The sequence below is a fragment of the Pseudomonas sp. FSL W5-0299 genome, assembly GCF_005930655.1.
Lineage (GTDB): Bacteria > Pseudomonadota > Gammaproteobacteria > Pseudomonadales > Pseudomonadaceae > Aquipseudomonas > Aquipseudomonas mandelii.
In genome coordinates this window covers 740,443-765,793 of record NZ_RXHX01000001.1, presented here as the reverse complement: position 1 = coordinate 765,793, position 25,351 = coordinate 740,443, and the positions used below count along the sequence as shown (strand labels likewise).

At 59.4% G+C, this 25,351-nt stretch carries 23 protein-coding genes; 14 read left to right on the top strand and 9 right to left on the bottom strand.

The features are described from left to right. The first annotated feature begins 151 nt into the window (after positions 1–151). The 5 genes from FHL16_RS03605 (at position 152) to FHL16_RS03585 (ending at position 5,617) form a co-directional block, all read left to right on the top strand. A complete protein-coding gene (locus tag FHL16_RS03605) occupies positions 152–1,402 on the top strand; it encodes a 2-aminoadipate transaminase (RefSeq protein WP_077747438.1) in 1,251 nt (416 codons plus the stop codon). Between the two features lie 128 nt (positions 1,403–1,530). Then, complete coding sequence (locus FHL16_RS03600) at positions 1,531–2,505, top strand: amino acid ABC transporter permease (RefSeq protein ID WP_077747437.1); 975 nt, start codon at positions 1,531–1,533, stop codon at positions 2,503–2,505. A gap of 69 nt (positions 2,506–2,574) precedes the next feature. Beyond that, on the top strand, positions 2,575–3,303 hold the full coding sequence (locus FHL16_RS03595; RefSeq protein ID WP_138739014.1) for an amino acid ABC transporter ATP-binding protein: 729 nt from the start codon (positions 2,575–2,577) through the stop codon (positions 3,301–3,303). 46 nt (positions 3,304–3,349) lie between these two features. Beyond that, on the top strand, positions 3,350–4,183 hold the full coding sequence (locus FHL16_RS03590) for a transporter substrate-binding domain-containing protein (RefSeq protein ID WP_077747458.1): 834 nt from the start codon (positions 3,350–3,352) through the stop codon (positions 4,181–4,183). 150 nt (positions 4,184–4,333) lie between these two features. Continuing rightward, the gene (locus FHL16_RS03585; protein WP_077747435.1) at positions 4,334–5,617 is read left to right on the top strand and encodes an NAD(P)/FAD-dependent oxidoreductase; all 1,284 of its coding nucleotides are present in this window, start codon (positions 4,334–4,336) and stop codon (positions 5,615–5,617) included. Between the two features lie 94 nt (positions 5,618–5,711). Here the strand turns inward: FHL16_RS03585 and trxB are convergent, their stop codons facing one another. Continuing rightward, the gene (gene trxB, locus FHL16_RS03580) at positions 5,712–6,674 is read right to left on the bottom strand and encodes a thioredoxin-disulfide reductase (protein ID WP_010463259.1); all 963 of its coding nucleotides are present in this window, start codon (positions 6,672–6,674) and stop codon (positions 5,712–5,714) included. Positions 6,675–6,988: 314 nt separating this feature from the next. Here trxB and cysZ point away from each other — a divergent pair, with 314 nt between their 5' ends. Continuing rightward, positions 6,989–7,741, top strand: coding sequence for a sulfate transporter CysZ (gene cysZ / locus FHL16_RS03570; RefSeq protein ID WP_010463261.1), 753 nt, complete (start codon positions 6,989–6,991; stop codon positions 7,739–7,741). A 40-nt stretch (positions 7,742–7,781) separates the two neighbouring features. After that, complete coding sequence (locus tag FHL16_RS03565; protein ID WP_077747434.1) at positions 7,782–8,981, top strand: glycosyltransferase family 4 protein; 1,200 nt, start codon at positions 7,782–7,784, stop codon at positions 8,979–8,981. A 116-nt stretch (positions 8,982–9,097) separates the two neighbouring features. Here FHL16_RS03565 and FHL16_RS03560 read toward each other — a convergent pair whose 3' ends face one another. The 3 genes from FHL16_RS03560 to FHL16_RS03550 all read right to left on the bottom strand — a co-directional run bounded on the left by FHL16_RS03560 (position 9,098) and on the right by FHL16_RS03550 (position 11,480). Beyond that, a complete protein-coding gene (locus FHL16_RS03560; RefSeq protein ID WP_077747433.1) occupies positions 9,098–10,201 on the bottom strand; it encodes an NADH:flavin oxidoreductase in 1,104 nt (367 codons plus the stop codon). Positions 10,202–10,388: 187 nt separating this feature from the next. Further along, positions 10,389–10,871, bottom strand: coding sequence for a glutathione peroxidase (locus tag FHL16_RS03555; RefSeq protein WP_010463268.1), 483 nt, complete (start codon positions 10,869–10,871; stop codon positions 10,389–10,391). Between the two features lie 123 nt (positions 10,872–10,994). After that, positions 10,995–11,480, bottom strand: coding sequence for an FKBP-type peptidyl-prolyl cis-trans isomerase (locus FHL16_RS03550; protein WP_010463269.1), 486 nt, complete (start codon positions 11,478–11,480; stop codon positions 10,995–10,997). Here FHL16_RS03550 and FHL16_RS03545 point away from each other — a divergent pair. From FHL16_RS03545 to FHL16_RS03535, 3 genes are read left to right on the top strand one after another with little or no spacing between them, the layout of a single operon-like run. Then, on the top strand, positions 11,449–11,787 hold the full coding sequence (locus tag FHL16_RS03545; protein ID WP_077747432.1) for a DUF3565 domain-containing protein: 339 nt from the start codon (positions 11,449–11,451) through the stop codon (positions 11,785–11,787). The genes FHL16_RS03550 and FHL16_RS03545 overlap by 32 nt on opposite strands. Before the next feature lie 60 nt (positions 11,788–11,847). After that, a complete protein-coding gene (pta, locus tag FHL16_RS03540; RefSeq protein WP_010463273.1) occupies positions 11,848–13,947 on the top strand; it encodes a phosphate acetyltransferase in 2,100 nt (699 codons plus the stop codon). Then, on the top strand, positions 13,948–14,850 hold the full coding sequence (locus tag FHL16_RS03535) for an acyltransferase (RefSeq protein ID WP_077747431.1): 903 nt from the start codon (positions 13,948–13,950) through the stop codon (positions 14,848–14,850). A gap of 179 nt (positions 14,851–15,029) precedes the next feature. Here the strand turns inward: FHL16_RS03535 and cysN are convergent, their stop codons facing one another. From cysN to FHL16_RS03510, 4 genes are all read right to left on the bottom strand, one after another. Next, positions 15,030–16,928, bottom strand: coding sequence for a sulfate adenylyltransferase subunit CysN (gene cysN / locus FHL16_RS03530; protein WP_010463277.1), 1,899 nt, complete (start codon positions 16,926–16,928; stop codon positions 15,030–15,032). Positions 16,929–16,981: 53 nt separating this feature from the next. Next, positions 16,982–17,323, bottom strand: coding sequence for a four helix bundle protein (locus tag FHL16_RS03525; RefSeq protein ID WP_010463279.1), 342 nt, complete (start codon positions 17,321–17,323; stop codon positions 16,982–16,984). A 104-nt stretch (positions 17,324–17,427) separates the two neighbouring features. Beyond that, positions 17,428–18,345: a sulfate adenylyltransferase subunit CysD gene (cysD, locus tag FHL16_RS03520; protein WP_010463281.1), complete on the bottom strand. Its 918-nt coding sequence runs from the start codon at positions 18,343–18,345 to the stop codon at positions 17,428–17,430. A 247-nt stretch (positions 18,346–18,592) separates the two neighbouring features. Then, the gene (locus FHL16_RS03510) at positions 18,593–19,351 is read right to left on the bottom strand and encodes a Nif3-like dinuclear metal center hexameric protein (RefSeq protein WP_010463283.1); all 759 of its coding nucleotides are present in this window, start codon (positions 19,349–19,351) and stop codon (positions 18,593–18,595) included. A 102-nt stretch (positions 19,352–19,453) separates the two neighbouring features. Between FHL16_RS03510 and algW the strand changes: the two genes are divergently transcribed. The 4 genes from algW to FHL16_RS03490 all read left to right on the top strand — a co-directional run bounded on the left by algW (position 19,454) and on the right by FHL16_RS03490 (position 24,225). Continuing rightward, the gene (gene algW, locus FHL16_RS03505) at positions 19,454–20,614 is read left to right on the top strand and encodes a Do family serine endopeptidase AlgW (RefSeq protein ID WP_010463285.1); all 1,161 of its coding nucleotides are present in this window, start codon (positions 19,454–19,456) and stop codon (positions 20,612–20,614) included. A gap of 86 nt (positions 20,615–20,700) precedes the next feature. After that, the gene (locus FHL16_RS03500) at positions 20,701–22,806 is read left to right on the top strand and encodes a TonB-dependent siderophore receptor (protein ID WP_077747429.1); all 2,106 of its coding nucleotides are present in this window, start codon (positions 20,701–20,703) and stop codon (positions 22,804–22,806) included. Positions 22,807–22,818: 12 nt separating this feature from the next. Further along, positions 22,819–23,547, top strand: coding sequence for a DUF4198 domain-containing protein (locus FHL16_RS03495; RefSeq protein WP_010463290.1), 729 nt, complete (start codon positions 22,819–22,821; stop codon positions 23,545–23,547). Between the two features lie 279 nt (positions 23,548–23,826). Continuing rightward, positions 23,827–24,225 carry a hypothetical protein gene (locus FHL16_RS03490; RefSeq protein WP_077747428.1) on the top strand — a complete coding sequence of 133 codons (399 nt, stop codon included), beginning with the start codon at positions 23,827–23,829 and terminating at the stop codon, positions 24,223–24,225. Positions 24,226–24,283: 58 nt separating this feature from the next. Here FHL16_RS03490 and hisC read toward each other — a convergent pair whose 3' ends face one another. Continuing rightward, positions 24,284–25,351, bottom strand: coding sequence for a histidinol-phosphate transaminase (gene hisC / locus FHL16_RS03485; protein ID WP_077747427.1), 1,068 nt, complete (start codon positions 25,349–25,351; stop codon positions 24,284–24,286).

Below are 25,351 nucleotides of genomic sequence, written 5' to 3'. Positions count from 1 at the left end.
CCCTCGCCACAGATTACGCTTTGCCTGCCCATCTCTTATTCGCACACATCCCGACTTTTAAGATTGACCCGTCCACTTTATTTCGTTTGCCCCCACCCACTGCTCACGGCTTAGATAAAAAGAAGCATCCCTTCCTCAGAGTCGGTCATCCATGAGCAGCGAAACCATCAGCCAGTCGATCAACGTCGTTCATCCCGTCACGCTCAGCCACGGCAAAAACGCCGAGGTCTGGGACACCGATGGCAAACGCTACATCGACTTCGTCGGCGGCATCGGCGTACTGAACCTCGGCCATTGCCATCCGCGCATCGTCGAGGCCATTCGCGAACAAGCCACGCGGCTGACGCACTACGCGTTCAACGCCGCACCGCATATGCCCTACATCGAACTGATGGATCGCCTGACGGCGTTCATTCCGGTGGACTACGCTGTCAGTGGCATGCTCACCAACAGCGGCGCAGAAGCGGCGGAAAACGCCCTGAAGATCGTCCGTGGCTCGACCGGTCGCACAGCCGTCATTGCCTTCGACGGTGCCTTCCATGGCCGCACGCTCGCCACCCTCAACCTCAACGGCAAAGTCGCACCGTACAAACAGAAAGTCGGCGCGCTGCCGGGGCCTGTGTATCACCTGCCCTTTCCAAGCAAGGACAACGGCGTGACCTGCGCCGAAGCGCTGAAGGCGATGGATCGACTGTTCAGCGTCGAAATCGACGTCAATGACGTGGCCTGTTTTATCGTCGAACCGGTTCAAGGTGAAGCGGGATTTCTGGCGATGGATGTCGAGTTCGCACAGGCGCTGCGCACGTTCTGCGATGAAAAAAATATTCTGCTGATCGCCGATGAAATCCAGTCCGGCTTTGGCCGCACCGGCGAGCGCTTTGCCTTTTCGCGCCTGGGCATCGAGCCGGACCTGATCCTGCTGGGCAAAAGCATCGCCGGCGGCGTGCCACTGGGCGCGGTAGTCGGGCGCAAGACGCTGCTCGACACCTTGCCCAAAGGTGGACTGGGCGGCACCTATTCCGGCAACCCCATCGCCTGCGCCGCCGCATTGGCAACGCTGGATGAAATGACGGATGCCAACCTGCAAGCCTGGGGGTCGCAACAGGAAGAAGCGATTGTCAGCCGTTACGAGTCCTGGCGCGCAAGCAAACTTTCACCGTATCTGGGTCGTTTGACCGGCGTCGGTGCGATGCGCGGTATCGAGTTGACCCATGCCGACGGCTCCCCCGCCTCGGCGCAGCTCACACAATTGCTGGCGTTGGCGCGTGACGCGGGTCTGCTGTTGATGCCGAGCGGCAAATCACGGCACATCGTTCGGCTACTGGCGCCGTTGACCACCGAGTCGGCGGTGCTGGAGGAAGGGCTGGATATCCTTGAGGCGTGCCTGGCAAGACTGCCCTGACAGCGAAGTGCGTTCCGGGACTGACGTAGCGAATTAAGTTCGCTTGTGGTCCCGGAATCGACGTCGCAATACTGACCAAAGACCCTTTTACCTAGCGAGAACATCACCACCGACAAGCTGAGGCAGACATGTATCACGACAATATAATTTATAAGAAAAAGTCTAACGATCCTCACTTCCTGCTCGGCGTAGCCGTGGTGCTGTTCCTCGGCGCCTACCTGATGAACCTGGGCAACAGCGCCCTCAGTCATTTTCTGCATCCGCTGCTGGGCAATGCCCCGGACAGCCTGACGGCACGCAACGTCGCCATCGGGCTGGGCATTGCCGTACTGGGCACCTTGAACTTCCACGTCCTCGGGCGCCTGAAGTTCAAAGTGCAGACTACGGTGGTGTGGATCGAACTACTGATCCTGTTTCTGGCGTTCTTCGACACCTTCGACCTGTCTTACAGCTTCATCCTCGACAAGATCGGTTTCCTGATCATCCAGGGCGCTGCAACCACCTTGTACATCTCTGCAGTGGCCATCGTCCTGGCCTTTGTGCTGGCGCTGGTCGGCGCAGTGGCCAAGCTGTCGAACAACGGCCTGGCCAATGCCCTCGCCTCGTTCTACACCTCGTTCTTTCGCGGCGTGCCGTTGCTGATTCAGATCTACCTGATTTACCTGGGTCTGCCGCAACTGGGCTACGTGGTCGATGCGGTGCCTGCCGGTATCCTCGCGCTGTCCCTGTGTTACGGCGCCTACATGACCGAGATTTTCCGGGCCGGCATCCAGAGCATTCCGGTCGGTCAGTGGGAAGCCTCGCGGGCGCTGAACATCAGCCCGTTCAAGACCCTGAGCCGGGTCATCATGCCGCAGGCCTTGCGGGTGATCATTCCACCCACCGGCAACCAGTTCATCGCCATGCTCAAGGACAGTTCGCTGGTGTCGGTGATCGGTGTCTGGGAACTGATGTACCTGGCCAAGACCCAGGGGCGCGCAGACTTCCGCCACCTGGAAATGCTGATCACTGCCGCGATGATTTACTGGGCCCTGTCGTTCATTCTGGAACGGGTCCAGGCGCGAATCGAAAAACGGGTCAATCGATCCGTGGCAAGGGGTTGATGCGTGATGACTCGTACCGATACCGCCCAACAACGCGACCTGGCCCCTGCTGCGCAGACCAGTCCCTCGATGATTTCAATCACCGGCCTGAACAAGTGGTACGGCAACTTTCACGCCCTGCGTGACGTCGACCTGAACGTCGCCACTGGCGAAATCCTGGTGGTGTGCGGCCCGTCGGGTTCGGGCAAATCGACAATGATTCGCTGCATCAACCACCTGGAAAATTTCCAGAAGGGCCACATTCAGGTCAACGGCATTACGCTCACCAGTGAAGCAGAAAGTGTCAGCGCCGTGCGCAGCGAAATCGGCATGGTGTTCCAAAGCTTCAACCTGTTCCCGCACTTGAGCGTGATCGACAACCTGACTCTGGCCCCGCAGCTGGTGCAAGGCGTGTCGGCCACCGAGGCGAAAAAACGCGCGCAGGTCTATCTGGAGCGGGTGCGGATTGCCGAGCATGCCCACAAATATCCGTCGCAACTGTCCGGCGGCCAGCAGCAGCGCGTGGCCATTGCCAGGGCGCTGTGCATGAACCCCAAAGTGATGCTGTTCGATGAACCAACCTCGGCGCTGGACCCGGAAATGGTCCACGAGGTGCTGGACGTGATGGGCGAGCTGGCCACCGACGGCATGACGATGATTTGCGTGACCCACGAAATGGGCTTTGCCAGCAAGGTCGCCGACCGAGTGCTGTTCATGGATCAGGGCCAGGTGATCGAACAAGCCACCCCGGCCGAGTTTTTCAAAAACCCGCAGACCGAACGCGCACAGAAATTCCTGTCGCAGATCATCGGGCACTGAGAAGCGCTTTACCCCCGCATAACAATAACGAAAAGTGGAGATGGACATGCTCAGTAAAAAACCCGCAATCACCCTTGCTGCCGCCTTGTCACTGTTGTTCGTCGGCGCCGCGAACGCCGGTGCCGTCCTGGACAAGATCGAAAGCAGCAAGACGTTGACCGTCGCCACCTCGGCGACCTGGCCCCCGCAGGGGTTCATCAACGACAAGAATGAAATCGACGGTTTTGATATCGACGTGTCCAAGGAGATCGCCAAGCGTCTCGGCGTCGAGGCCAAATTCATCACGCCCGACTGGGATGTGATTACCGCCGGCAAGTGGAATGGCCGCTGGGACGTATCCGTCGGCTCGATGACCGCCACCAAGAGCCGTGCGCGGATTCTCGACTTCCCCGGCACCTACTACTACGTGCCCTACGTGTTTGCGGTGCACAACAAATCCACGGTCACCGACCACAAGGCGTTGAATGGCAAAACCATCGGCGTCGAGGGCGGCACGACGTCCGAGGACTATTTCAGCCAGGCACTGGCCATCGAAACCACTGACGTGCCACCCGTCGTCTACGACGTTAAAACCGAAAAAATGAAGACCTACGCCGGCTCCGTCGGACCGCTGGACGATCTGCGCCTGGGCGACGGTGCTCGACTGGACGCCATCCTCACCCAACGCAGCACGCTGGATGCGGCCGTCAAGAAGGGTTACCCATTACGCGCTGTCGACAACGGCGTGGTGTTCTATGAACCGTTGGCCGTTGCCACCGACAAGGGTGACCCGGAGCTGAAGGCGAAACTGAGTGAAATCATCGGCGCAATGCACAAGGACGGCACGCTGACCAAACTGTCGGACAAGTGGTACGGCGTCGACTACTCGACCATCAAGTAACACTGCCCTCCCCTGAGGGAGCGAGCCTGCTCGCGATGAGGCCATCAAATTCAGCGTTAATGTTGAATGTTCGACCGCCATCGCGAGCAGGCTCGCTCCCACAAAGGCCAGCCCTCGCTTGAATGTCCGGCAACTTATCAAGGATCGACCATGTCCTTCCCCAACACCTGGTATTCCCAAACCTCGCTGCCCCGTGCGGCCAGGCCCGAATTGAACACCGACGAAACCTGCGACGTCTGCATCATCGGTGCCGGCATCGCCGGCCTCACCGCCGCCCTCGAACTGATCCGGCGCGGCAAGCGTGTGATCATCCTCGAAGCCCATCAGGTCGCGTGGGGAGCCTCCGGCCGCAATGGCGGCGTGGTCTCGCCGGGCTGGGCCGAAGGGTCTGGAGCGATCCGCAAAAAACTGGGACTGGAAAACGCCAGAACGCTGTTCCAGATGTCGGTTGAAGGGGTAGAGCTTGTCCGCCGCAACATCGCCGAACTGGCCCTCACCGGCTGCAATCCGTCCGCCGGCACAATCCGGGTCAAGCGCTACGACGACAGCGCCAGCGTGAAAAACCACATCGACACAATGCGCCGCGACTTCGCTTACGAACTCAACTTCCTCGACACCGCCCAGGTCCGCGAACGGGCGCACACCCAACGTTATTTCCAGGGTGTGGAGGACCCGAACGCCCTGCATTTCCACCCGTTGAATTATTGCCTGGGCCTGGCCCTTGCCATTGAAGCGACGGGCAGTCGCATTTTCGAACACTCCAAAATGCTCACCTGGCGTCGCGAAGGGGCCGACAAGATTGTCCAGACCGCTCACGGTAGCGTGCGCTGTCAGGACCTGGTGTTCTGCGCCGGCGGTTACGGCGGGCCGGAGCTGCAAAAGCTCAGCCGCGCCTACCTGCCGATTGCCACCTACGTGGTGCTGACCGAACACCTGGGCGATTCGATCAAAAGCGTTCTCGAGTCAGGCGCCGCGTTTTCCGATGACCGTCGCGCCTCGGACTATTACCGCATTGTCGAAGGCGATCGCCTGTTGTGGGGCGGACGTATCACGACCCGTCACGAACAGAATGAAAAAGCCCTGGCGGCCATGCTCAAGGCCGACATGGTGTCGGTGTATCCGCAACTGGCGCCGGTCAGGATCGAATTGGCCTGGTCCGGTCTGATGGGGTATTCCACCAACAAAATGCCCAACCTGGGGTGGCTGGAACCAGGTGTCTGGGCGTGCACTTCATTTGGCGGTCATGGACTGAATACCGGTTCGATTGGCGGCAGGGTGATTGCTGAAGCGGTGTGCGGGGAAACTGCTCGGCATGAACTGTTCAAGCCGTACTTGCTGGACTGGAACGGTGGGCCGTTCGGGCGCGTTGCCGCCAATGCGATCTATCAATCGCTGAAGGTCATGGACTTCGTCCAGGAACGGTTTCGCGGTTGACCAACACAATCCTCGCTCCTGCAGGGGTCTGGTGAACGCTTTTGCTGTGGGCACAAAAAAACCGGCCGAAGCCGGTTTTTTCATTTCAACGATTTCAGAACTTGGCGTTCTGCAGATCATCGAGGTAACGCTCGGCATCCAGTGCCGCCATGCAACCGGCGCCGGCCGAGGTGATGGCCTGACGGTAAACGTGGTCAGCCACGTCACCGGCAGCGAAGATGCCTTCGACGCTGGTGGCCGTTGCGTTGCCGTCGCGGCCGCCCTGCACAACCATGTAGCCGTCTTTCAACGTCAGCTGGCCTTCGAACAGCGAAGTGTTCGGGGTGTGGCCGATGGCGATGAACACGCCGTCGACTTTCAGCTCGTCGAAGCTGCCGTCGTTGTTCTTCAGGCGAGCACCGGTGACGCCCATGTTGTCGCCCAGGACTTCGTCCAGGTTCGCGTTCAGCTTCAGGATGATCTTGCCTTCGGCAACGCGGGCATTGAGTTTGTCGATCAGGATCTTCTCGGCGCGGAAAGTTTCGCGACGGTGGACCAGGGTCACGGTGCTGGCGATGTTGGCCAGGTACAGCGCTTCTTCAACAGCGGTGTTGCCACCGCCGACCACAGCCACTGGCTTGTTGCGGTAGAAGAAACCGTCGCAAGTTGCGCAGGCCGATACGCCTTTGCCCATGAACGCTTCTTCCGAAGGCAGGCCGAGGTAACGGGCGCTGGCGCCGGTGGCGATGATCAGGGCGTCGCAGGTGTAAGTCGCGCTGTCGCCGATCAGGGTGTACGGCTTGGCAGCGAAGTCCACGGCATTGATGTGATCGAAAACGATCTCGGTTTCAAAACGCTCGGCGTGCTCTTTCATGCGGTCCATCAGCGCCGGGCCGGTCAGGCCGTGGACGTCGCCCGGCCAGTTGTCGACTTCGGTGGTGGTGGTCAATTGACCGCCGGCCTGCATGCCGGTGATCAGCAGTGGCTTGAGATTGGCACGGGCGGCATAGACCGCAGCACTGTAACCGGCAGGGCCGGAACCGAGAATAATCACTCGCGAATGACGGACTTCAGACATGACCTGCTCCTGTTGACCGGCCCGGAACACCTGGCGCGGAACGCCGGGTTGCCGGCGGGAATAAAAAAGGACTGTTGAAAGCCTTGGGGAAGGCTCGGGTTCGACAGTCCTGTAAAAAGAATGGGTGCAGCGTATCGAGGGGGCGAAGATTAAGGAAATACGGTTTAACAATCCAGCTCATAGGCGGTCTCTATCCGGTCACGATGGATTTATAGGCGCCTTTGTTACAGTTAATGTCGATGTCGCTGCCGCGCTTTCGCCTGTCAGGCAAAGCCGGTAAGGTCGGCGCGTTTACCCTTTGCTCGGAGCACGTTATGCCCGCCCCCGTTCTGTCCGGCCCGCAATACCTGCGCGAAGGCCTCAAGCTGGTCTTGAGCCCCAGCCTGCGTTTGTTCGTATTGTTGCCCTTGGTGATCAACCTCGTGCTGTTCGTCGGATTGATCTACCTGGCCAGCCATCAATTCAGCCTGTGGGTCGATACGCTGATGCCGTCCCTGCCCGACTGGCTGAGTTTTCTCAGTTACGTCCTCTGGCCGATTTTTGTCGTGCTGGTGGTTCTGATGGTGTTTTTCACCTTCACCATGCTCGCCAACGTCATCGCCGCGCCGTTCAACGGCTTCCTGGCGGAGAAGGTCGAAGTGGTGGTGCGTGGCACCGATGACTTCCCGGCGTTCAGTTGGGGTGAACTGGTCGCCATGATCCCTCGTACCCTGTCCCGGGAAATGCGCAAACTCGGCTACTTCCTGCCGCGGGCAATCGGGTTGTTCATTCTCTCGTTCATCCCCGTGGTCAACATCATCGCCGCGCCGTTGTGGCTGCTGTTCGGGGTGTGGATGATGGCGATCCAGTACATCGACTACCCGGCGGACAACCACAAACTGGGCTGGAACGAAATGCTCGCCTGGCTGCGCGAGAAGCGCTGGCAGAGCATGAGTTTTGGCGGGATCGTGTACCTGGTGTTGCTGATTCCGGTGGTCAACATCCTGATGATGCCGGCGGCTGTGGCCGGTGCGACGCTGTTCTGGGTGCGTGAGCGCGGCGCAGAGAATCTGGTGACCCAACGCTGACACCGTCACAAATCCATCATCGAAACGCCACAATGACGACATGCCCCCAGCCGACACTGGGGTCATGACGACAGCTCTGCATATCACCCTCATCACCGAAACCTTCCCACCGGAAATCAACGGCGTGGCCAATACCCTCGGCCGCTTGTGCGATGGCTTGCGCGCGCGCGGGCATCAGGTCGAACTGGTGCGGCCGCGTCAGGGCTGCGATCTTCTGGCGGCCAGCAGCGATGAGTTGCTGCTGTGTCGCGGCTGGCCATTGCCGGGCTATCCGGGTTTGCAATGGGGTCAGTCGTCGATGCACAAGCTGCTGCGGCGCTGGAAACGTCATCGTCCGGACGTGCTCTACATCGCCACGGAAGGGCCGCTGGGATTGTCGGCGTTGCGAGCGGCGCGGCGTTTGGGGATTTCAGTGGTCAGCGGCTTTCACACCAATTTCCAGCAGTACTCCAATCAATACGGGCTCGGCCTGCTGTCGCGCTTGCTGACTCATTACCTGCGATGGTTTCACAACCGTTCGACGTTGACTCTGGTGCCCAGCATCAGCCAGCGACTGGAACTGGAACGGCGTCATTTCGAACGTCTGGCGTTGTTGTCCCGAGGGGTCGACAGCCAATTGTTTCATCCGGTCAAACGCCTGCAATCTTTACGCGAACAGTGGGGACTCGCCGAGAAAGACATCGCGGTCATCCACGTCGGACGCCTGGCGCAGGAGAAAAACCTCGGCTTGCTCAAGCGCTGTTTTGACGGCCTGAAGGCCACTTATCCACAGCGCAAACTGAAATTGATCGTGGTCGGCGACGGGCCGCAGCGAGGTTTTTTGGAGAAGGAACTGCCTGACGCGATTTTCTGCGGCTCACAACGAGGCGAAGCGTTGGCCAGTCACTATGCGTCAGCGGACGTATTTCTGTTTCCGAGCCTGACCGAAACCTTCGGCAATGTGGTGCTTGAAGCATTAGCGTCGGGATTGGGGGTGGTGGCCTACGATCAGGCGGCTGCGGCTCAACACATTCGCCATGGCTACAACGGCGTATTGGCGATGCCGGGGGACGAAGAGGCGTTCTGCGATGCTGCGACGTGGTTGCTGGAGGAGCGCGAAACCTTGCGTTGCGTGCGGCTCAATGCGCGCCAGCATGCGAGCCGGCAGGGTTGGGCGGCGATTATCGAGCAGTTCGAGGGGCAGTTGCGGGGGGCTTGTGTGGGGGAGTTGGCGGTGCCTGAGGCACAGACCTTATCCTGACTGGTGGGTGACATTGAATCCGTCTTCGCGAGCAGGCTCGCTCCCACAAAGGTTCTGCGTCATTCACAAAACCTGTGGGAGCGAGCCGCTCGCGAAGAGGCCCTTCCAGTCGCGGCTTAAACCAGGGTCATCAACGCCTCACGGCTGAACGGCAGGATGTCTTCCTCACGACCATCACGCACTTTCTGCGCCCAGTCCGGGTCGACCAGCAGCGCACGCCCTACCGCCACCAGATCGAACTCGTCGTTGTTCAAGCGCTCCAGCAGTTTTTCCAGGCTGGCCGGCTGCGCGATCTTGTCAGTGTTGACCATGAACTGCAGGAACTCGCCATCCAGGCCAACGCTGCCCACTGTGATGGTCGGCTTGCCTGTGAGCTTGCGGGTCCAGCCGGCCAGGTTCAGCTCGGAACCGTCGAACTCCGGCTCCCAGAACCGACGCGTCGAGCAGTGGAAAATGTCCACGCCGGCGTCGGACAGCGGCTTGAGGAATTCCCCCAGCGCCTCCGGTGTTTGCACCAGGCGCGCGGTGTAATCCTGCTGCTTCCACTGCGAGAAACGGAAGATGATCGGGAAGCCTTCGCCGACGGCTGCACGCACAGCCTGAATCAATTCGATGGCAAAACGCGAACGGTTGGCCAGGCTGCCGCCGTATTCGTCGGTGCGTTGGTTGCTGCCTTCCCAGAAAAACTGGTCCACGAGGTAACCGTGGGCGCCGTGGATTTCCACGCCGTCCATGCCAATGCTTTGGGCGTCTTTAGCGGCTTGGGCGAACGCGGCGATCACGTCCTGGATATCTTGTTTAGTCATGCCGTGAACCACGACCTGACCGTCCTTCAATTTCTCCGACGGACCGTAACCCGGCACGCTGGCATCCGGCTCGGTGCCGATGCGGCGCACGCTGCCCACATGCCATAACTGCGGAACGATCTTGCCGCCCTCGGCGTGGACTGCGTCGACCACTTTCTTCCAGCCGGCCAGCGCGGCCTCACCGTAGAAATGCGGCACGTTCGGGTAGCCGTTGGAGGCCTTGTGCCCGACGGTGGTGCCTTCGGTGACGATCAGGCCGACGCCGGCAGCGGCGCGACGACGGTAGTATTCGATCACTTTGGAATTGGGTACGCCGCCCGGGGAGAAGGAGCGGGTCATCGGTGCCATGACGACGCGGGTCGGCAGTTCGAGGCTGCCGAGGTGGAACGGTTTGAACAGGGCTTTGACGGGCATGGGACGCTCCACGGGGTAAATGACTTTATGACGGCGATAATATGGAGAGCCGCAAGCCTTGAACAGCACTATTGATTTGGGTGATTAAGATCCAAAAGCAAAAGATCGCAGCCTCCGACAGCTCCTACAGGGGAAGGTAAACACCCGTAAGGCTGCCGAAGACTGCGATCTTTTGATGTTTCTGTATTTAGCTCAGCGCTTTTTCAATCGCATGGATGACCGTCGGATCATCCGGCGCTGTGCGCGGCGAGAACCGCGCCAGCACTCGGCCGTCCTTGCCCAGCAGGAATTTTTCGAAGTTCCAGGTGATGTCCCCCGGAAACTCCGCACCCTCGCCCGCGAGCAAACGGTACAGCTGATGACGATCATGACCGTTGACTTCCAGCTTGCTGGACAAAGGAAAGGTCACGCCATAGTTGAGGCTGCAGAATTCCTGGATCTCTTGCTCGGTACCCGGTTCCTGCCCGGCAAACTGGTTGCACGGCAGGCCCAGCACGCTGAAGCCTTTGTCCTTGTATTGCTGGTAGAGGTTTTCCAGCGCCGCGTATTGTGGGGTCAAGCCACATTTGGAAGCGACGTTGACCACAAGCACGACGTGCCCCTTGAGGGGTGCCAGCGGTAGCTCCTGTCCATCCAGGGCTGTCAATTTAAGGTCGTGAAAAGCACTCATGACGAACTCCAGATTCCCGTGTTCTACTCGAAACAGCCACTTGGCGATGTCGCCAGGGACAGCCGCGGACTAAAAAGGCGCCCCTCGGGCGCCTCTCCAGTTCTCTGAGCTTAGCGCAGAAAATCAGTGGTGATGGCCACCTTCGCCATGGACGTGACCATGAGCGACTTCTTCCTGGCTGGCGTCACGGATGGCAATGATCTTGACCTGGAAATTCAGGCGCTGACCGGCCAACGGGTGGTTGCCGTCGACGGTGACATCGTCGCCGTCCAGATCGCGGATGGTAACGATCTGCATCTGGCCGTCCGGCGCGGAAGCGTGGAACTGCATGCCCACTTCCAGTTCGTCGACGCCTTCGAACATGCTGCGGCTCAGGGTGCTGACCAGTTCGGCAGCATATTCGCCGTAGGCATCTTCAGGTTCAACGGCTACGGTCAGCTCGTCGCCGACTGCTTTGCCTTCCAGTGCCTTTTCCAGGCCCGGGATGATGTTACCTGCGCCTTGCAGGTAGACCAGCGGCGCGCCGCCGGCGGAGCTGTCGATGACCTCACCAGCGTCGTTGGTCAGGGTATAGTCGATGGAGACAGCCTTATTGGCGGCGATCAGCATGGGGCGAGACCTTTTGCATAAGAATGAAGAATGGCCAAGTTTAGCGAAGCAATCGCCCGAAAGCGAACACAACCCGGACAGACGGATGACGGCGAAAGGCTCGACGGTCACAGGCTTCCATCAAGATGAGGGCGGGCACTGGGTGGCCGAGCTTTCCTGCGGTCACACCCAGCACCTGCGCCACCAGCCGCCGTGGCAATCTCGCGCCTGGGTCCTGGACCCCGCGCAACGTATTGAAAAAATAGGCCAGCCCTTTGATTGCGGTTGGTGCGCACAAGCCTCGGTTAGCGATAACCTTGGCGACTGAATTTCGGTAGATCGTCAGCTATAGATGATCGCCATTGCCATGCACCCTTAGAGAATCCGCATGCAAACTTTTTTTATCGCACCCACCGATTTTGGTGTGGGACTGACCTCCATCAGCCTCGGGCTGGTGCGCACCCTTGAGCGCGCCGGCCTCAAAGTCGGCTTTTTCAAACCGATCGCCCAGCCGCATCCGGGTGACACCGGCCCGGAACGCTCCACCGAACTGGTGGCGCGCACCCACGGCTTGAAACCGCCGCAGCCACTCGGTCTGGCTCACGTCGAGCGTATGCTTGGCGACGGTCAGCTGGATGAGCTGCTCGAAGAAATCATCACCCTTTATCAGCAAGCGGCCGTCGGCAAGGACGTGCTGATCGTCGAAGGCATGGTCCCGACCCGCAGCGCCAGTTACGCCGCGCGGGTGAATCTGCACTTGGCAAAAAGCCTCGACGCCGAAGTGATCCTGGTCTCGGCACCGGAAAACGAAGTGCTGACCGAACTGTCTGGCCGCGTGGAATTGCAGGCGCAATTGTTCGGAGGCCCCAAAGATCCGAAAGTCCTCGGCGTGATCCTCAACAAGGTCAAGACCGACGAAAGCATGGAGGCGTTCGCTTCGCGCTTGAAGGAACATTCGCCGTTGCTGCGCAGCGGTGATTTTCGCCTGCTCGGCTGCATTCCTTTCCAGCCGGAATTGAACGCGCCGCGCACCCGCGACGTCGCCGACCTGATGGGCGCGCAGATTCTCAATGCCGGCGATTACGAAACCCGGCGCATGACCAAAATCATCATCTGCGCCCGCACCATGCGCAACACTGTGGAGCTGCTCAAGCCCGGCGTGCTGGTGGTGACCCCCGGCGATCGCGACGACATCATCCTCGCCGTCAGCCTCGCCGCCATGAATGGCGTGCCGTTGGCCGGCCTGTTGCTGACCAGCGACACCCTGCCCGATCCGCGCATCATGGACCTGTGCCGTGGCGCATTGCAGGCGGGCTTGCCGGTGTTGTCGGTGAGCACCGGCTCCTACGACACCGCCAACCAGTTGAACGGTCTGAACAAGGAAATCCCGATCGACGACCGCGAGCGTGCGGAGATCATCACCGACTTCGTTGCCAGTCATCTGGATGCCAACTGGCTGCACCAGCGTTGCGGCACTCCGCGTGAAATGCGCCTGTCGCCCGCGGTGTTCCGTTATCAACTGATCCAGCGTGCCCAGGCCGCCAACAAGCGCATCGTCCTGCCCGAAGGCAGCGAGCCGCTGACCGTGCAAGCGGCGGCGATCTGTCAGGCGCGCGGCATCGCCCGTTGCGTGCTGCTGGCGAAACCGGAAGACGTCGAAGCCGTGGCCCGCGCCCAGGGCATCGAGCTGCCGCCGGGTCTGGAGATTCTCGACCCGGACCTGATTCGCGAGCGTTACGTCGAACCGATGGTTGCGCTGCGCAAAAGCAAAAGCCTCAACGCACCGATGGCCGAGCAACAACTGGAAGACACCGTGGTGATCGGCACCATGATGCTGGCGCTGGATGAAGTCGACGGTCTTGTCTCCGGGGTCATCCACTCCACCGCCAACACCATCCGCCCGGCCCTGCAGCTGATCAAGACGGCGCCGGGCTGCACGCTAGTGTCGTCGGTGTTCTTCATGCTGTTTCCCGAAGAAGTGCTGGTCTACGGCGACTGCGTGATGAACCCGCACCCGAGCGCCAGCGAACTGGCCGAGATCGCCCTGCAAAGCGCCGACTCGGCAGCCGCATTCGGCATCACCCCGCGCGTGGCGATGATCAGCTACTCCAGCGGTGAATCGGCCAGCGGCGAAGAAGTCGAAAAGGTTCGCGAAGCGACGCTGCTCGCCCACGAACAACAGAATTCGCTGCTGATCGACGGCCCGTTGCAATACGACGCCGCCGCCAACGAAACCGTGGCCCGGCAACTGGCGCCGAACAGCCAGGTCGCCGGGCGCGCCACGGTGTTCGTGTTCCCCGACCTGAACACAGGCAACACCACGCACAAAGCTGTGCAGCGCAGTGCCGATTGCGTCAGCCTCGGGCCGATGCTGCAAGGCCTGCGCAAACCCGTGAACGACCTGCCGCGCGGCGCGCAAGTCGATGACATCGTGTACACCATCGCGCTGACCGCGATTCAAGCTGCCAACCGACCTTTGGATCTTTAAATGCTGGCTTTTCTACCTGCCGCCGTGCGCGGCGTGATTGCATCGTTGTTGCTGGCGTTAAATACCATTCTGCTGTGCTCGTTTCTGTTCTGCGTAGCGATCATCAAGGTGTTGCCCTTTGCCCTCACCCAGCGCTTCTCGCTCTGGTTGATGAGCCACACCCATGAAGCCTGGATCAGCAACAACAAGGCCTGGATGAACCTGGTCTGCCGCACCCGCTGGCACCTCAGTGGCCTGCAAGGGCTGGACTATAAGCACTCGTACCTGATCACCAGCAACCACCAGAGCTGGGTGGACATCATGGTGTTGCAGTACGTGCTCAACCGGCGCATCCAGCCGCTGAAATTCTTCCTCAAACAGGAACTGATCTGGGTGCCGGTGATTGGCCTGGCCTGGTGGGCGCTCGGTTTTCCGTTCATGAAGCGCTATTCCAAGGCCTACCTGGAAAAGCACCCGGAGAAGAAAGGCAAAGACCTGGAAACCACCCGCAAGACCTGCGACAAGTTTCGCCATAACCCGGTGGGGATTTTCAATTTCGTCGAAGGCACCCGGTTCACTGAAGGCAAGCATGCGCAGCAGAAATCACCGTTCAAGTACCTGCTCAAGCCCAAGGCTGGCGGCATTGCGTTTGTGCTGGATGCGATGGGTGAACAGCTTGAGTCGATCGTCAACGTGACCATTCACTACCCGGCCGGGCGTCCCGGTTACTGGGATCTGCTGTGCGGGAATGTGAAGGATGTGGTGGTGCACTTTCAGGAACTGAAGATTCCGCCGCAGTTCATTGGCAAGAACTACGACCAGGATGGGGAGTATCGGTTGCAGTTTCAGGGCTGGATCAATCAGTTGTGGGAAGACAAGGATGCGTTGCTTGGGCAGATGCATCGGGAGTATCCGGCGAAGTAATCAGGCGCCTGTGCCGGCCTCTTCGCGGGCAAGCCTCGCTCCTACGGATTTGGGGTGATCGCAACCTATGACGCGACACAAACCCCTAGGAGCGAGGCTTGCCGCGAAGGCGTCCGAACAGAAACAAAAAAACCCGCCGATGATCACTCATTGGCGGGTTTTTTATTAACGGCTAACGCTTAGATCGCGCCACGCTTACGCAGCAGATCCAGCACTTGCTTGACGCTTTCTTCCAGCGACAGCGACTGGGTGTCGACGATGAGGTCGGCGTCCAGCGGCACGTCATACGGGAAGGAATCGCCCGGGATGTTATCCCCCGCCGCCGCGTACAAGCCTTGCGGATCACGCTCGGCGCAGACCGTCGGCGAGGCCTGGACGTAGACCGTCAGCAGACGCTCCTTGCCGATCAGTTCACGGGCCTGCTCACGACCTTCTGCACTCGGCGCCACGAAGGCCGCCAGGGTCAACAGACCGGCTTCGTTGAACTGACGCGCAACGTGCGCGGCACGACGCCAGTTTTCGGTACGCCCGGCGCGATCCTGTGGCAGACCTTTGTTCAGGTCGTGACGCAGGTTCTGACCATCAAGGACAAACACCGCACGACCCAAGTCGAACAGTTTGCGTTCAACCGCGTAAGCCAAGGTGCTTTTGCCCGCGCCCGACAAGCCGCTGAACAACACGGTGGCCGGTTGCTGACCGAAACGCTGGGCGCGTTCTTCGGTGGCCACGTGCGCCAGTTTGCCGTGGTGCGTGCTGCTGCCATGCGCCAACGGCTGGGCGATGATCATGCCGGCGGCAACGGTGCCGTTGGTCAAGCGATCGATGACGATGAACGAACCGGTGGTGCGGTTGCTGGCGTAACCGTCCAGTGCGATGGCTGCGTCGAGGCTGACCTTGACCCGACCGATCTCGTTCAGGTTCAACGAGCTGGCAGGACCTTCTTCCAGGGTGTTCACGTCAACACGATTGACGATGCTGGTGATCGAACCCGGCACGTAACTCGTGGCGCGCTTGATGTCGTATTTCTTGCCCGGCAGCATCGGCTCTTCGGCCATCCACACCAGCATGGCGTCGAAAGCATCGGTCACTTGCGGCTGGTTGTCGGCGTGCACCAGCAAGTCGCCGCGAGAGATGTCGATCTCGTCTTCCATGGTCAGCGTCACCGCTTGACCAGGACCTGCGTGTTCCAGCTCACCTTCGAAAGTGACGATGGATTTCACGCGGCTGCTCTTACCCGACGGCAGCACAACGACTTCGTCGCCCTTGTGCACGACGCCGCTGGCCAGAGTGCCGGCGAAACCACGGAAGTTCAGGTTCGGACGGTTGACGTACTGCACCGGGAAACGCAGGTCGGTGTAGTTGCGGTCGTTGGCGATCTCGACGGTCTCGAGAATCTCCATCAGCGACTGGCCGGTGTACCACGGCGAGCGCTCGGACTTGTTCACCACGTTGTCGCCTTTCAATGCCGACATCGGCACGAAGGCCATGGTGGTCGGCTTGAACGCGATGCCTTCGGCGAACTTCAGGTAATCGGCCTTGATCGACTCGAACACGGTTTCGTCGAAGCCGTTGAGGTCCATCTTGTTGATGGCGACCACGATGTGCTTGATGCCCAGCAACGAGGCGATGAAGCTGTGGCGGCGGGTCTGGGTCTGCACGCCGTAGCGGGCGTCGACCAGGATGATCGCCAGGTCACAGGTGGACGCACCGGTGGCCATGTTGCGGGTGTACTGCTCATGGCCGGGGGTGTCGGCGATGATGAATTTACGCTTGGCGGTGGAGAAATAGCGGTAGGCGACATCGATGGTGATGCCCTGCTCACGCTCGGCCTGCAGGCCGTCGACCAGCAACGCCAGGTCGATGTCTTCGCCGGTGGTGCCGACTTTTTTCGAGTCGCGGGTGATGGCTTCCAGGTGATCTTCGTAGATCATCTTGGAGTCGTGCAGCAGGCGCCCGATCAGGGTGCTCTTGCCGTCGTCGACGTTGCCACAGGTCAGAAAGCGCAGCATTTCCTTGCGTTCGTGCTGGCCCAGGTAGGCGAGGATGTCCTCGCTGATCAAATCAGATGCGTGACTCATTGCATTCGAGCTCCAAGCTGTAAGCTTCAAGCGGCAAGCTTGTCGGCGTACAGCTACTCAGAAATTTTGTTGATCAAGCCGCATAGCATTCTTGAAAGCTCGCGGGTTTCTTTAATCCAATCGTCAGCCAGAGGATCAGTAATGTAGGCAATATCACGGCCGATGAGGATCTGAGTGCGCAACTCACCACACGAGGCTTTTGCCACCCAAAGAAAATGTACTTTTTCCTTGGCACCACAACGCTCCATCCCTTCAGCAATATTGGAAGGCACCGATAGTGCGGAGCGGGTAATTTGATCCTTGAAGCCAAAATCCCCACATCTCGCAAACTCCCTGTAGATCCTTACCGCCAAACACTTACTTCTCTGCCAGACAATCAGCTTCTCGAAATCCATTGCGAGTCATCCGATAACGGCTCGCAGCAACCGGCCACAAGCACCAAACTACGAAATTACGCATACCGCCCTTAACTTGCAGCTTGCCGCTTGTAACTCGAAGCTTAAAAGTACCCCTGACGTTTCTTTTCTTCCATCGAGCCTGCGCCATCGTGATCGATGACTCGGCCCTGGCGTTCGGAAGTTCGCGTCAGGAGCATTTCCTGAATGATGTCGGTCAGGCTGGTGGCCTCGGACTCGACCGCACCGGTCAGCGGGTAGTCACCCAGCGTGCGGAAACGGACTTTTTTCTTGACGATGCGCGCCTTGTCTTCGTCGCTCAGGTGATTGAGCAGGCGTTCGTCATCGATCATGATCCAGGTGCCATTCATCTCGATGACGTCGCGTTCAGCGGCGAAATACAGCGGCACGATCGGGATGCCTTCGAGGTAGATGTACTGCCAGATGTCCAGTTCGGTCCAGTTCGACAACGGGAACACACGAATGGATTCGCCCTTGTTGACGTTGCCGTTGTAGACGTTCCACAGTTCCGGGCGCTGGTTTTTCGGGTCCCAGCGGTGCTTGGTATCACGGAAGGAGTACACGCGCTCTTTGGCACGGGACTTCTCTTCGTCGCGGCGAGCGCCACCGAAAGCGGCGTCGAAGCCGTACTTGTCGAGAGCTTGTTTCAAGCCTTCGGTTTTCATGATGTCGGTGTGCTTGGCACTGCCGTGGGTCAGCGGGTTGATGCCCTGCGCGACGCCATCGGGATTCACGTGTACCAGCAGGTCAAGGCCGAGTTCTTCGACCATGCGGTCGCGGAACGCGTACATCTCCTTGAACTTCCACCGGGTGTCGACGTGCATCACCGGGAACGGCAGTTTGCCCGGGAAGAATGCCTTGCGCGCAAGGTGCAGCATCACGGCGGAGTCTTTACCGACGGAGTACAGCATCACCGGGTTATCGAACTCGGCGGCGACCTCGCGGATGATGTGGATGCTTTCGGCCTCCAGCTGTTTCAGATGCGTCAGTTTGTCGACCATGGCTACTCACGAAAACGATCTTATGGACGGCCAGCGGGCCGTGTTCGAGCGAGGAATCCTAGCACAGCGTCCTCTTCTAATCAGGACGCGAGCTAGATCGAAAGGGTATATGAATATACCCCCTCGTTTGGGCACCAAAGACCCAGTGGGAGCGAGCTTGCTCGCGATTGCGGTGTATCTGTCACATCAATGTCGCATGTGATGCAGCGATCGCCAGCAGACTGCCACATTTGATTTTTGGTGGTAATCAGATCGGATTCGGACAATCGATGAAGATGTGCTCAAGGGCAAACCGTCGGGCCAGGTAATCACCCAGCGCCTGCACGCCATAGCGCTCGGTGGCGTGATGGCCGGCGGCGATGAAGCTGATGTCGTTTTCCCGGGCGCTGTGGAAGGTCTGCTCGGACGCCTCACCGCTGATGTACAAGTCGACGCCAGCCAGCACGGCCTGATCGATGTAACCCTGGCCGCCACCGGTGCACCAGCCGACCCGGCGGATCATCTCGCTGCCTTCGACCAGCAACGGCTCGCGGCCCATGACTTCCTGCACTCGGCGAGCGAAATCACGGGGCGTCATCGGTTCACTCAACGAGCCAACGAGGCCGACAACCTTGAGATTGTCCGGATCCAGCGGGCCTTCGACCGTGATGTCGAGCTGACGCGCCAGCTGCACGTTGTTACCAACGTCCGGGTGCAGGTCCAGCGGCAAGTGATAGGACAGCAGGCTGATGTCGTGCTTGAGCAGGGTTTTCAACCTACGCTGCTTCATACCGGTGATGCACGGATTCTCGCCTTTCCAGAAATAGCCGTGATGCACCAGCACCAGATCGGCCTGAGCTTCGACCGCGGCATCCAGCAACGCCTGGCTTGCCGTGACGCCGCTTACGATGCGCATCACCTGCGGCCGACCTTCGACCTGCAAGCCGTTGGGGCAGTAATCGGCAATCCTGGCACTGTTTAGGTAACGGTCGGCTTCTTCGACCAGGGTGCTCAAGGCGACGGCCATAAAAGACTCCTAAATATCCCGTTCAGAGGCGAGCTGCGCCTCGTATAATGCGCGACATTATGGGCGGTCTCATGCCGCCTGCAACCTCTCAGGACGTGCTTAATGCTCAAGGCGCTGCGTTTTTCCGGCTGGCCGCTGTTGGCCGGCGTGCTTATCGCTCTGTTGATCATCCAGCGTTACCCGCAGTGGGTCGGGCTTCCGAGCCTCGACGTCAACCTGCAGCAAGCCCCGCAAACCACCACGACGCAGCAAGGTCCGGTGTCCTATGCCGACGCGGTCACCATCGCCGCGCCGTCGGTGGTGAACCTGTACACCACCAAAGTCATCAACAAACCGAACCATCCCTTGTTTGAAGACCCGCAGTTCCGGCGCTTCTTCGGCGACAACTCGCCCAAGCAGAAGCGCATGGAGTCGAGCCTGGGTTCCGGGGTGATCATGAGTCCGGAAGGTTATTTGCTGACCAATAACCATGTCACCAGCGGCGCCGACCAGATCGTGGTCGCGCTCAAGGATGGTCGCGAAACCCTGGCCCGCGTCATCGGCAGCGACCCGGAAACCGACCTCGCGGTGCTGAAAATTGACCTGAAAAACCTGCCGTCGATCACCGTCGGTCGCTCCGACAACATCCGCATCGGTGACGTCGCCCTGGCCATCGGCAACCCGTTCGGCGTCGGTCAGACCGTGACCATGGGCATCATCAGCGCCACTGGCCGTAACCAGTTGGGCCTGAACAACTACGAAGATTTCATCCAGACCGACGCTGCGATCAACCCCGGCAACTCCGGCGGTGCACTGGTGGATGCCAACGGCAACCTGACCGGCATCAACACGGCGATCTTCTCCAAGTCCGGCGGCTCGCAAGGCATCGGTTTTGCGATCCCGGTCAAACTGGCCATGGAAGTGATGAAGTCGATCATCGAACACGGGCAGGTGATTCGCGGCTGGCTCGGCATCGAAGTGCAACCGTTGAGTCAGGAACTGGCGGAGTCGTTTGGTCTGTCGGGGCGCCCGGGCATTGTGGTCGCAGGGATTTTCCGTGACGGTCCGGCGCAGAAGGCTGGCCTGCAATTGGGTGACGTGATCCTCAGCATCGACGGCGAACCGGCCGGTGATGGTCGGCGCTCGATGAACCAGGTTGCGCGGATCAAACCGACCGACAAGGTCACCATTCAGGTGATGCGCAACGGCAAAGAGCTCAAGCTCACGGCTGAAATCGGCCTGCGTCCGCCGCCGGCGCCGGTTAAAGAGAAAGAAGAAAACTGACCCTGGGCCGAGGATTTTTGGCTAACAGCAGACATTCTCATTAGGCATGTTATATTGTTTCAATATCACTATTGGAACAACATAACATGTCGTCTCGCACAATGGCTTCCGTGGCAGGTCTTGCCCTCGGCCTGCTGGTGGATCCGGTCTTCGCCGAAGAGCCCGGCACCCTCGAACTGGACGCCATCAGCGTCACCTCCGACTACGAATCGCCCACCGGCCCGGTCCAGGGCTACCGTGCCACGCGGTCTGCCAGCGCGACCAAAACCGATACCGCGATCCGCGACATCCCGCAATCCATCAGCGTGATTCCCGTCAGTGTGCTCAATGACCTGGGCAGCACCAGTGTCGAGCGCGCCCTGGATTTTGCTGGCGGTGTGTCGAAGCAGAACAACTTCGGTGGCCTGACGCTTTACGAATACAGCGTGCGCGGCTTTACCACCTCGGAATTCTACAAGGACGGCTTCAGCGCCAACCGGGGTTATCCGAGTACCCCGGACGTCGCTAACATCGAGCGCATCGAAGTACTCAAAGGACCCGCCGCCAGTCTCTACGGGCGCGGCGATCCGGGCGGCACGGTGAACATCGTCACCAAGAAACCCCAGCCCGAAGCATTCACCACCCTGCAAACCAGCGCCGGCAGTTGGGACCGCTATCGCACCGCCCTCGACGTCAACACGCCGCTGGATGACGAAGCCAACGTGCTGTCGCGAATCAACCTGGCCGTCGAGGACAACCACAGCTTCCGCGATCACGTCGACAGCCAGCGAGTGTTTGTCGCGCCCTCCTTCAGTTGGCAACTGAACCCGGACACCAGCCTCTTGGTGGAGAGCGAATTCGTCCGTCACAGCTCCACGTTCGATCGCGGCATCGTCGCGCCGAACAACAAATGGAGTGGCGTGTCCCGTTCGACGTTCCTTGGCGAACCCAATGACGGCAACATCGACAACCACAACAACCTGCTGCAAGCAGCCCTCGAACACCATCTCAATGACAACTGGAAGCTGCGCCTGGCCAGCCATTACAAGGAAGGCAAACTCTGGGGCTACGCTTCCGAAAGTCGCCCGCTGAATGCCGACGGCCACACTGTGAATCGGCGCTATCGCGAGCGCGACACAAACTGGCACGACAGCATCACCCAACTCGAATTGCGCGGTCTGTTCGACCTCGGCAGTTGGCAGCACGAACTGCTGATTGGCAGCGAGTATGAAAACTTCCGCAAGAACGAACGGGTCACGACCATTGCCGGCGGCCCCTACGCTATCGACATTTATCAACCCGTCTACGGTCAGCCGAAACCCAACGGTAAGCGCTCCGGCACCGACCTTTTTGAACACGTCGAAAGCCGGGCGCTGAACCTGCAGGACCAGATTGTCTTCACCGACAAACTGCGCGGCATGCTCGGTGCACGCTTCGAACATTTCGAGCAAAGCATCGACGATCACAGCCGCGGTGCCACCAGCCGCCAGAACCACGACGCACTGACCCAGCGGGCCGGCCTGCTTTATCAGCTGACACCCGAAGTCGGGCTGTTCGCCAACGCCTCCACCTCGTTCAAGCCGAACAACGGCCTGGACGCTGGCGGCCAATCCTTCGACCCGGAAGAAGGCGTCGGTTACGAAGTCGGGATCAAGAGCGAGCTGTTCGACGACCGCTTGAGCACCACCCTCGCCGCCTTCCATATTGAAAAGGAAAACGTCCTTGCACTAGACCCGGGCACGGACACCAGCCGCGCCATGGGCAAGGCCCGCAGCCAGGGATTCGACCTGCAAGTCACCGGGCAAGTGACCGACGCCGTGCGGGTGATCGGTGCCTTCGCCTACATCGACGCCGAGGTCACCGAGGGCGACAAGGTAATTCCCACCGGCAGCCGAATCCTCGGCGTCGCCAAGCGCAGCGGCAGCCTGCTGGGCGTTTATGAATTTCAGGATGGCCATTTACGAGGCTCCGACGTCGGCGCGGCGTTCACTTACGTCGGCGATCGTTCAGGCGAATCCGGCAGCGATTTCGAGCTGCCGTCCTACCACACCGTCGACCTTCTGGCCCATTACAAGGCCAGCAAAAACGTCACTGTCGGCCTGAACCTGAACAACCTTTTCGACGAGAAATACTACGAGCGCTCCTACAGCAATTACTGGGTCAACCCCGGTGAGCCGCGCAATTTCACCGTCAGCCTCACACTCAATCTGTAAAAGGAAGTTCCCATGCAAAACCTCAAACCCGCACTGCTCAGCCTGCTGCTCGGCCTGTTGTTTACCGGCCAGGTCTCGGCCCATGGTCTCTGGACCGAACAGCGTCGCGGCAACATCGAAGTGATTTACGGCCACGGCGCCGAAGACAACGCCTTCAAGGCACAAAAAATCAGCGGCGCCTGGGCTTATGACGTCAACGGCAAAATGATCCCGGTGACCGTCCAGCGCCTGGCCGATCACGCACGTCTGCAACCGCTGAAGCCGCCTGCCGTGATGGCGGTGGCGCTGGACAACGGCATGTGGTCGCAAACGGCGGATAAAAAATGGATCAACGAAGGACGCAGCAAAGTGCCGGGGGCCATCGAGTCGACACAGACGTTCAAATACAGCCTGGCGATTTATCAGCCTGGGGCGAAGTTGCCCAAGCTTGATCAGATGAAACTGTTGATTCTGCCGGAGGTTGATCCTCTGACGGTCGGACCGGGCAAGTTGCTGCCTGTGCAGGTGTTATTGGATGGGAAGCCGGCGGCGGGGGTGAAGTTGATTGGCGACTATCGAAGTGCGCCGAATACGTTGAGTACCGAGACAGATAAGGACGGGCGTGCGCAGGTGGTGGTGCGTAATGAAGGGTTGAACGTGATTTCGGCGCAGATGGAGATCGTGCTGAAGGACAATCCGGATGTGGCGACGCGGGGGGTGTTCAGTTCGCTGACGTTTCTGGGCGAACCGCATCACGAGTAACCCTCTGTAGGGGCGCACGGTGCGGCGGTCCGACTTGCCCGTGGAGAACGATGGCGTGGCGTAACAGCTGCATCGCGTCAGGGTTCTTCGCGGCCAGAACTATCTTCCTGCCACACCTGAAGTATTTGATATTCAAGAACAGAAACTTATTCCAAATGAAGCTAATGAACTGTCATTTATGACAGTACCTTTCGAAAGCTCCCGTCGTTAACGTTAATACCGCAGGAGGAATGACGCTTTTGTCTTCCACTCTTAATTTGACCGAAGGGAGCTTTATTCATGGCCACACAAAAATCCAAGAAGGACTCGGGTACTTTTGCCGCAACAATCCGTGTTGACCCTCACTTTAATGCAGCCGAAGTTGAACTTCACAAGTTTGCGGGGGAAAAACCTGCTGGATATATCCGCGGGACAAAAAACACGCTTTCAATTCTTATCGGATTTCCGACTGGAATCGTCGACAATCAAAAAGTAACAAAAAAATACCCAGATGATTTCAACAAGAACGATACTGAGTGGGTTCTCTTTGACGGTACGAACAGCCACCATGTTAAAACCGGTTCGATAACAGTGACGTTCACTGAAGGCATGACAAAGGCCAAAGGTGAATTTGAGTTCATCACAGATGATTCATCGCCGCGGACAGTTACCGGCGAGTTTGACGTACACCAAAGCTGATCCGTTACAGCGACGGCACTGATCAGGCTCCTACTTCCAAGCCCGATCAGTGCACCCACTACCGACCGACGTCTTGCAAATTCCCCAAACCATCAATCAGTGCCTGGTTCTGTTCCGGCGTGCCGATGGAAATCCGCAGGAACTGGGCAATCCTCTCTTGCTTGAAGTGCCGGACGATCACGCCTTGCTCGCGCAATTTAGCCGCCAGCCCGGCCGCGTCGTGCTTTGGATGACGGGCAAAAATGAAGTTCGCCGCCGACGGCAGCACTTCAAAGCCCTTCGCTTCAAGTTGCGCAACCACCCACTCACGATGCTCGATGACCAACCGGCACGTCTTGTCGAAGTACTCGCGATCCTCGAACGCCGCCGCCGCCCCGACATTCGCCAGGCGATCCAGCGGATAGGAGTTGAAGCTGTTCTTGATCCGCTCCAGCGCCTCGATCAAATCTGGATGCCCCACCGCCAGGCCCACCCGCAGGCCGGCCAGCGAGCGGGATTTGGACAAGGTCTGAGTCACCAGCAGGTTCGGATAACGGTCCACCAGGCTGATCGCCGTCTCGCCACCGAAGTCGATATAGGCCTCATCCACCACAACCACCGAATCCGGGCTGGCCTTGAGGATTTGCTCAACCGCGTCCAGTGCCAGCAGGCAACCGGTCGGTGCGTTCGGGTTTGGGAAGATGATCCCGCCGTTTGGCCGGGCGTAGTCCGCCGGGTTGATCTGGAACTGCTCGTCCAGCGGCACCGCGTCGAACTGGATGCCATACAACCCGCAGTAGACCGGATAGAAGCTGTAGCTGATGTCCGGGAACAGCACCGCTTTGTCGTGTTGCAGCAAGCCGTGGAAGATGTGCGCCAGGACTTCATCGGAACCGTTGCCGAGGAACACCTGGTTGGTCTGCACGCCGTAATACGTAGCCACGGCGTTTTTCAGCAGATCGCTGTTCGGGTCCGGGTACAGACGCAGGTTGTCGTTGAGTTCGGTCTGCATCGCCGCCAGCGCTTTTGGCGATGGGCCGTAAGGATTTTCGTTGGTGTTGAGCTTCACCAGTTTCGCCAGTTTCGGCTGCTCGCCCGGCACGTAAGGCACCAGATCCTTGACGAACGGGCTCCAGAATTTACTCAT